This window comes from Flavitalea antarctica (assembly GCF_054461535.1).
Map to the genome: position 1 here is coordinate 102,293 of NZ_JBTLQG010000021.1, position 7,960 is coordinate 110,252.

The window sequence follows — 7,960 nt, forward strand, 5'->3', positions numbered from 1 at the left end:
GAATATATATTCTCGAACGAGCCTTCTAAAAGGGCAAGCCGGCACATATTGTTCTGGGTGATTTTCAGCATTTATTTTTATGTCCAAAGCATATCTCCGAAACAGTACCAGGATCTGTTTGTTGCGAAAACTTATTATTTTGCTTTCCTGAGTCTGTGCTGCTTTGCGCCTGTGTTCATACTAACGGTGTACTTCTTTCAGCGTTATCTCACAGGTATGATAAAAAACAGGAGATACCCTGAGGTTGTTTTAATTTCTATAGGGGTTTATGTTGTTGGCACAGGAATTAATTATTTCACCGCGGATCTCTTCCTCGGCAGTGTTCAATTCTCTATACCGGTGACAAATAATTTCCAGCACCGCCTGGAATACGCCAACTATAATACCCGGTGGGCTTTGATTTTGGGTATCATAGTGATAGGTATTGACCTGGCGAAATCCTGGTACCTGAAAAGCCGTGAAAATCTGGTAATATTCCGCAAAAATGCCAAAGCTGAGATGCTAGTCCGGAAATCCCGCATAAATCCATCATGGTTATTTCGTGCTTTGGATAAGATAAAAAATAACCTGGACCGTAAGTCTGGGACAGCAACGCCCATGATTTTAAACCTTTCTGACCTGTTAAGTTATTCGCTGTATGAAAGTGATGAAGACCTGGTTGGACTGGAGAAAGAATTCTCCGGGTTACAGTATCTGCTTTCCATGGAGCAGCTTGATGTTAATGCATTGGTCAGAATCAGTGTCGAAACGAGCGGGGATTTTTCTAATAAATACTTAGCACCGATGTCAGTAATCACCCCGGTAGTGGAACATATTAATTCTGCTCACGATGGAGGTGAGGAAGTGTGTCATATGAATCTGCATTTTCATGCCGGTAAAAACATCCTGGAACTTATTTCCAGTACTATTTGCGGATCCGGTGAAATGACAAAGACTTTTACGTGGATGCTATCAGGTAATTTCTCAAAAGACCGGTTAAGGGCAGGATATGCTTAAAAATTCCTACGATATCATTTTAACTGATAAATTCCCGGACAGGATTTTACGTCACCTGTTATTCTGGTTGGGGCAGTTTGTATTCTGGGCTTTTATGGTGTCTGGTTTTTTTTTCGATGCCGGCACCATTGAATTTCTCAAGTCAGATCTCAGGCTGCATACATACTTTATTCCTGATATAATCTTCACCTATATTGTTTCGTACTACCTGGTCGATGAACTTCTCGCAAAAAACAAGTTGCTCAAATTCAGCATAGCAATTATATGCCTGACCCTTGTAACTTATGTAACATTTTTGCTGCTTCGGTTTAGCGATTATGGGATGTTTGGAGCTGCTAGAGAAACCCGGCTTCACATGATGTGGATGTACTCTATGAAATTCATAAGCCTTGGGCCCCCGGTTACCTGTGCGATGTTCCTGAGCCTTAAATTTCTTAAAAACTATCATAAGAAAACGGAGGAAAACAAAGTGCTGATCTCAGAAAATACCCAGTCTCAACTGAGCTTGCTAAAAGCGCAGATTCATCCTCATTTCCTCTTTAACACACTCAGTAATATTCATTCATACATACTAACAAAATCGCCCATTGCTTCAGAATTGGTTAGCAGGTTATCGGCTACATTGAAATACATGATATTTGATTGTGAGGCGCCTTTGGTTAGCCTGGAAAAAGAGCTGACCATGATAAAGGACTATACCGAGCTTGAAAGAGTGAGGTACAGTAAAGCGCTGAGCATGCTGGTTGAAATCAGAGGTGACGCCTCCAATAAACAAATAGCCCCCCTGTTCCTTATTCCTCTCATAGAAAACGCTTTCAAACATGGAACAAGCCAGGTACTTTCAAATCCGTGGATTCATCTTAAAATATCTATCACCGAATCTCTTTTGTTTATGGATCTTCGTAATAGTAAACCGGTTGGAATTATTACCGGAAATCATAAATCTGGTATAGGTCTTGCCAACGTTAAGAAGAGATTGCAATTGATCTATCCCAATGAGCATAGCCTGGTAATAAAATCAGACGATGAATCTTTTATGATCCAGATAAAAATTCCCCTGGTCGCTTTAAAAAATGCCGTCCGCACAACAACTCAGAAAATGCCTCCAATGCCAGTTAAAACATCTGTTTCAGAATCAGCAATATGACAGAAATAAAGAAAATAAACTGCATGATCGTCGATGATGAACCACCGGCGGTGGAGACTTTAAGAACCTATGTGTCTTCAGTGTCTTCCTTGCAGTTGGCAGTAGTTTGTAGCAATGCGATTGAAGCTTCAAACTATCTCCAGCTTCAACCTGTTGATCTGCTTTTTCTTGACATCCAGATGCCGCATTTGCTTGGAACAGATCTTGTTCGTACACTCAAAAATCCCCCAAAAATAATCTTCACAACTGCTTTTCGAAAATTCGCTATTGACGGTTTTGAATTAGATGCTGTCGATTACCTGTTGAAGCCAATTTCTTTCGAAAGGTTTTTAAAGGCTGTGAACAAGGTCATGCAAACAAGAATAAACTCCCCTGAGGTTGTACCGGTTAAGACAATTGAGCCTGTCAACACTCATGCACCATTTATCAACTTACGTGTCGATAGAAAAAATCTGAAGGTACCATTGGATGATATTTTATTTATTGAGGGCCTCAAAGATTATGTCAAGGTTGTGACCGCAACGAAAGTGATCATAACAAAACAATCGATTTCTTCACTTGAAGAACTACTGGTTGGAAAAAACTTCATCCGTATCCATAGATCTTTTATTGTTTCTATAAACAAGATCAATTCATTTACGGCGAACACAATCGATATTGGTAAACATGAACTTCCAATCAGCCGGATGTACAGGCATGAGGTTGAAAAAAATCTGAAAACTTAATTTTTTAGGTAATCAGATTAATAACTTCGACATCGAAATAGTGTATTATACCCGCCGTATTAATATCTAAAACAGCCAATTAATATCTACCAATCTGAACTCATCATAGTCTTGTAGTGAAATCAGACAAAGAGTGCTTTATTGCACAGATAAAAATACCCATGTTAAACGTGGGGGAAAATGTTCCTATGTCAGAAATAGATATTAATTCAGCTTCAAAGATAAATGTTGTTTCAAAATCATTACAATCTCATCGGAACGACAAACTGTTCCCGGCTGGCAGATGAGTAGTTTTAATAGAAGGGACTTTTTCCTTTAACCAGTTTGCCATAAAAAGCGATCCGGGTTCTTCACTGGCAACATGACCGATTACAATAAGCGCAAGCTTGTCACCCTTGGCCCGCGCATCACGAACATATTCTGCAGTCTCCCATTCTGAAACTTCTCCGCAAATAAGCACGTCTGGTTTGTGAGTTCGGATATTGCGGATCTGGGGCATACCACCTGCTGCACCCGGCATCAATAACACTTTACCACAAAGTTGATCCAGATCTCCGATATATCTCAGAGCCGGGACACCTAGTTTTGTCTTTACATGATCAATAAGGTCCTTTAGTGGGAGTGAAGGGCTTAGAGCGAAAACAGGCTGGTTGGCATTGCCAAAGTTGCTCCATCCAAGCTGTTCAACTACCTGCTTTCGTACGCCATCCGTAGCAAGGCTATGCACATAGTCATGGTTGCGCCATACAGCAATGTTGTGCTTTTTCAATAATGCCGCCTTATATTGATAGACCTCGTCTTCACTCAGCCACTGAGTCTGGTCCTGGTGATTATAAAAGGTTGGCTCATGAGCAATAATCAAATTTGCCTTCAGAGAAATCGCCTTCCTGATTACATCAATGGTTGCAAACATCGTAGTCACAATGCCGGTAACCTCTATGTCACGGTTTCCAGACTTCAGTGTATCCACAGTGTTTGGAAAAGGTGCTCCTGGTATCTCTTTTATAAACAGATCCATAATTTGTCCGACTGTCAGGGCACTTCGCGGCCGGCCGGAAGCGAGGATACCAAGCGGACAAGACATCAATATTGCTGAGCCAAGAGCGGAGGCGCCATTAATTAAAAAGGTTCTACGGTTCAAAGAGTTAGTAGCCATGATAAAGTCATCTTTGTTCCAAATTTAATGCATCCGCGGATCGGATTCTACATTCAAAGTTTTTCAACATATGTGAAGCTGTAAATTAATATGCCGATATTGTCCGGGCTAAACATTCAAGAGTTGAACTTTTATGAGGAGCGATAAATTATTGCAAGTGCCGCGGTTGCAGAAAGCATTTCGAGCCTTATTTATTATTTTTTTGACATTGATCCACCCGGGCCTCCCTGCTCAAAACCTGGACATCAACATTGTCAAAGCAATCAATCCCCAAAATCCTGACTCGAAATATTTCAGGGCAACAAGTTCATCTGTATATATTCTGGGTGTTGCTGCCCCCGTTGGAGTACTGACGGCAGGACTCATTGAAAACGACCCCATTTTAAGAAGGAAATCGTATGAAATGTTTGGTGCTGCCCTCTTAGAATTAGCGGTGACGGGGGCCTGGAAAAACATAACGAATCGTCAGCGGCCCGCAGAAAAATATCCGCTTGATGTTTTCCCGTACCGGATCTATAGCGGCAAATCAATTCCCTCTGGTCATACTTCCATGGCCTTCGCGACCGCTGCCAGCCTTTCGCTGCAATTCAAAAAATGGTATGTTGTTGTTCCCTCTTATTTATGGGCCACATCGGTGGGATACTCGCGCATTTATCTTGGAGTTCATTATCCAACAGATATTATTGCAGGTGCAGCCGTTGGTATTGGCAGTGCGTATCTTGCAAACTGGTTAAACCGGAAAGTGTTCCAGAAACGGCGACCCGCCAAAGAGACGACCCGTCGGATAATTGTTGATCATACAAGTATAATCGTACTCAGACATAATAAATATTCATACTCATATCCAGACATGATAAAAAGGTAATATGCTTTTCATACCTGATTACATTCAATTCATTCAACTCGTGGTATCATTATGAGTTTAGTGCTTTTAGTTTTAGGTTTTTATAAATAAAATTAAAGCCCTAAGATGAAACGAATTACCGTCGCCCTGTTTGCCTTTTTGCAGTTCGCTCTTTTTTCCTGTAATAAAAACATTGATGTTCAGATGGAGACCCCGCCGCAAATGCCGGCTGGTACACCCACACCGGTTGGGATCGCTGACAGTACACCAGTAAGCCAGAAGATAATAGGCGCGGAGGGTGGAACTTTGTTAAGCTCTGATTCCCGGATAAAAATAACCATACCTGCAGGCGCCTTTTCATCAGCTCAGCAGGTAAGTATTCAGTCAATCAGCAATCACAATCCAATGGCTGTTAAGAAGGCTTATCGCCTCCAGCCGCACAATGTCAAATTCAGTAAGCCCGCGACGATTGAATTTTTTTACAGTGATGAAGACATTGTTAATATGCTCCCTGAAGCCTTGGGAATCGCATACCAGGATTCGACCGGGATCTGGCAGAAGCAGGGAACCGCAGTAGTTGATAAATCAAATCAAAGTGTGAAGGTAGCTACCACGCATTTCAGCGATTGGTCTTTATTCGAAAGCTTTTATCTCTTGAATTCCGCTACGGTTGTTCCCGTGAATGGCACATCGCAGCTTGAAGTGTTCACAACGGATGACATCCTGGTACCACTAGTGCCGGGTAAAGAAATTCCTATGGGTAAAAAGATTTCCCTGACCCCTGAACATATCAAAGAATGGAAACTGGCAGGAGCGGGAAGCCTACAAGCCAGTGGATCCAAAGCGCTATACAAGGCTCCCCCGCAGGTACCGGGTTCCCCTAATCCTGTTGGGATAAGCGTTAATCTGGATCTGAAACAACGCGGAAAATTTCTTTTAGTAACTCAAATTGAAGTAGCCAACGATGATGGTGAAATCGAGATCAGGGTTGCAGGAAGCGGCTGGCTTAAAAAAACAGCCTCACCGGCTGTTAAATTTGCTGAAGGTTATTATGCAATTGCCGACAGCGATGGCGACACCGAAGGCAGTTATATACTTATTACCTGGATGGGCGGTACGGGTACCCATCCTTATAAAGCACCGGAAAACCCGACTGGAACCCATGCGCACTATCTGAGGAACGGCGGGAATAATTATGTTTGCAGCTATATGAGTGGTGAGAAAATCGTAGCAAGTGGCGGCGGAGTTACCATTACAAGCATGGGTGAAGAAGATGGTTTCATAAAGGGAACCTTCACCATTAAACCGGCGGGTTATGGACCTCAACTGAAAAACACTATAGACATAGAAGGCAAGTTCAGGGTGAGAAAGGGCTGGTAACCCCGGGCTCCTGTGTAAGACTATACTATGTAAAGCTATGCCGCGGCATCACCTGCCCCGGCATAGCTTTGTTATCTACGTTGGTGCAGACTAATCCGGTTACCATCAGGATCCTCTAACGCGGCGAACTGTCCCCATGGAGTAGTATCAATCTTTCCAACTTCAATACCTTTTTCCGCCAATGCTGAGATTTCAGCGTTGATGTCATCAGTTTGAATGACGAGTCCATCAATACATCCGGGAGGCATGTTCGTGAACCAGGTGACCAGGGTGATAGAAACCTCGCTTTCGGGAAAGGCAAGCTGTACCCATTTTTTTCCTTCCTCAAAGGGAGCTTCTACCATCAGCCCGAATCCGAGGTTGAGATAAAATGCCTTCGCTTTTTCCTGGTCGGTAACTGGGATGGAAATGATTTCGATTGCTTTCATATGCATGTATATTTTGAGGGGAACTGATCTCCGGCCAACAGGGTTGATTTGAAAAATCAGTTCTTATCCCTGTGAAAAAATATTGTGTGGGTTAATCCGGTACTCAGAAGTTAAACAAAATTTGATTAAAACTTCTTCAAATTTCTTAAATTGAGATGGCAGTGTTGTGGCGACATACAGCTTAAAAATAGCCGGCGTTTATGAAAGTTATTATCAAAAGAAATTATTCGGCTGTCTCTTGTTGTCTGCTGTTTTCCGCTTTTGTTGCTTGTAAAAGCGACCATAGTCAGCCCTCCGGTGAAACCATAGCCGCACTTAACCTGAAGCGGGGAGCATTAGTTGCCTGTGGCAGCCCGGACAAGAAATTCGGTTCTGTCGGTTTCATTTCTTCCTGCGACCCCGAACTAAAAAAAGACTTTGAACTCGGTGTTGCACTGCTGCATTCGTTTGAATACGACGAATCTGAAAAGGTTTTTGCCACGATCATTGACAAACAACCATCATGCGCAATGGCTTATTGGGGAGTTGCCATGTCAAACTTCCATACACTCTGGGCACCACCCACCGAATCTGAACTTCTGAAAGGCAGCAAAGCGATCATGATCGCCGCTTCTATTTCTTCCAAAACTAAAAAAGAAACAGATTATATCAATGCAGTCGCCACCTTCTATGCAGACTGGAAAACGAAGGATCATCTGACGAGGTTTGCGCGTTTTGAAAACGCTATGGAAAAACTGCATATCACTTATCCGGATGATAAGGAAGCAGCCATATTCTATGCACTCGTACTCACAGCCGCAGCTGATCCTACCGATAAGTCATTCGTCAAGCAGAAAAAGGCTGCTGCCATCCTGAAGGCATTGTATGCAGACCAGCCTGATCATCCTGGCATCATACATTATGTGATCCATAGTTACGATTATCCCCAACTCGCCGGGCTCGCCCTTGAAGAAGCCCGGAAATACGCTTCTATCGCACCTTCTTCAGCTCATGCACAACATATGCCTTCGCATATTTTTACACGCCTTGGTTTGTGGGACGAGGATATTAAGTCTAATCTTGCGGCAGCTGCATCAGCAAAGTGTTATGCAGAAAGTACTGGTATCAAAGGTCACTGGGACGAAGAGTTACATGCCATCGATTACCTGGTTTACGCATACCTGCAGCAGGGAGATAACAAATCTGCGATGCAACAATTGAAATACCTGGGATCGATTTATAAGGTATCACCGGTGAATTTTAAGGTGGCATATGCATTTGCAGCTGTCCCTTCCCGTTATATAC

General features: G+C 42.8%; 7 protein-coding genes and 1 pseudogene. 6 read left to right on the plus strand and 2 right to left on the minus strand.

What is annotated here, in order from left to right:
• Positions 1-216: 216 nt before the first annotated feature.
• From ACX0G7_RS17830 to ACX0G7_RS17840, 3 genes are read left to right on the plus strand one after another with little or no spacing between them, the layout of a single operon-like run.
• Positions 217-996 carry a histidine kinase gene (locus ACX0G7_RS17830; RefSeq protein WP_458924872.1) on the plus strand — a complete coding sequence of 260 codons (780 nt, stop codon included), beginning with the start codon at positions 217-219 and terminating at the stop codon, positions 994-996.
• Positions 989-2,143: a sensor histidine kinase gene (locus ACX0G7_RS17835; RefSeq protein ID WP_458924873.1), complete on the plus strand. Its 1,155-nt coding sequence runs from the start codon at positions 989-991 to the stop codon at positions 2,141-2,143. The genes ACX0G7_RS17830 and ACX0G7_RS17835 overlap by 8 nt, the downstream gene beginning before the upstream one ends.
• Positions 2,140-2,868: a LytR/AlgR family response regulator transcription factor gene (locus tag ACX0G7_RS17840; RefSeq protein ID WP_458924874.1), complete on the plus strand. Its 729-nt coding sequence runs from the start codon at positions 2,140-2,142 to the stop codon at positions 2,866-2,868. Before ACX0G7_RS17835 ends, ACX0G7_RS17840 begins: the two co-directional genes overlap by 4 nt.
• A 250-nt stretch (positions 2,869-3,118) precedes the next feature.
• On the opposite strand, the gene ACX0G7_RS17845 is transcribed toward ACX0G7_RS17840, so the two are convergent.
• Positions 3,119-4,024, minus strand: coding sequence for a Nif3-like dinuclear metal center hexameric protein (locus tag ACX0G7_RS17845; RefSeq protein ID WP_458924875.1), 906 nt, complete (start codon positions 4,022-4,024; stop codon positions 3,119-3,121).
• Between the two features lie 202 nt (positions 4,025-4,226).
• On the opposite strand from ACX0G7_RS17845, the gene ACX0G7_RS17850 reads away from it, so the two are divergent.
• Positions 4,227-4,889, plus strand: coding sequence for a phosphatase PAP2 family protein (locus ACX0G7_RS17850; RefSeq protein WP_458924876.1), 663 nt, complete (start codon positions 4,227-4,229; stop codon positions 4,887-4,889).
• 105 nt (positions 4,890-4,994) lie between these two features.
• On the plus strand, positions 4,995-6,248 hold the full coding sequence (locus tag ACX0G7_RS17855; protein WP_458924877.1) for a hypothetical protein: 1,254 nt from the start codon (positions 4,995-4,997) through the stop codon (positions 6,246-6,248).
• A gap of 71 nt (positions 6,249-6,319) precedes the next feature.
• Here the strand turns inward: ACX0G7_RS17855 and ACX0G7_RS17860 are convergent, their stop codons facing one another.
• Positions 6,320-6,676 carry a VOC family protein gene (locus tag ACX0G7_RS17860; RefSeq protein ID WP_458924878.1) on the minus strand — a complete coding sequence of 119 codons (357 nt, stop codon included), beginning with the start codon at positions 6,674-6,676 and terminating at the stop codon, positions 6,320-6,322.
• 200 nt (positions 6,677-6,876) lie between these two features.
• Here ACX0G7_RS17860 and ACX0G7_RS17865 point away from each other — a divergent pair.
• Positions 6,877-7,960 (plus strand): annotated as a pseudogene (locus ACX0G7_RS17865) (hypothetical protein); the annotation flags it as partial.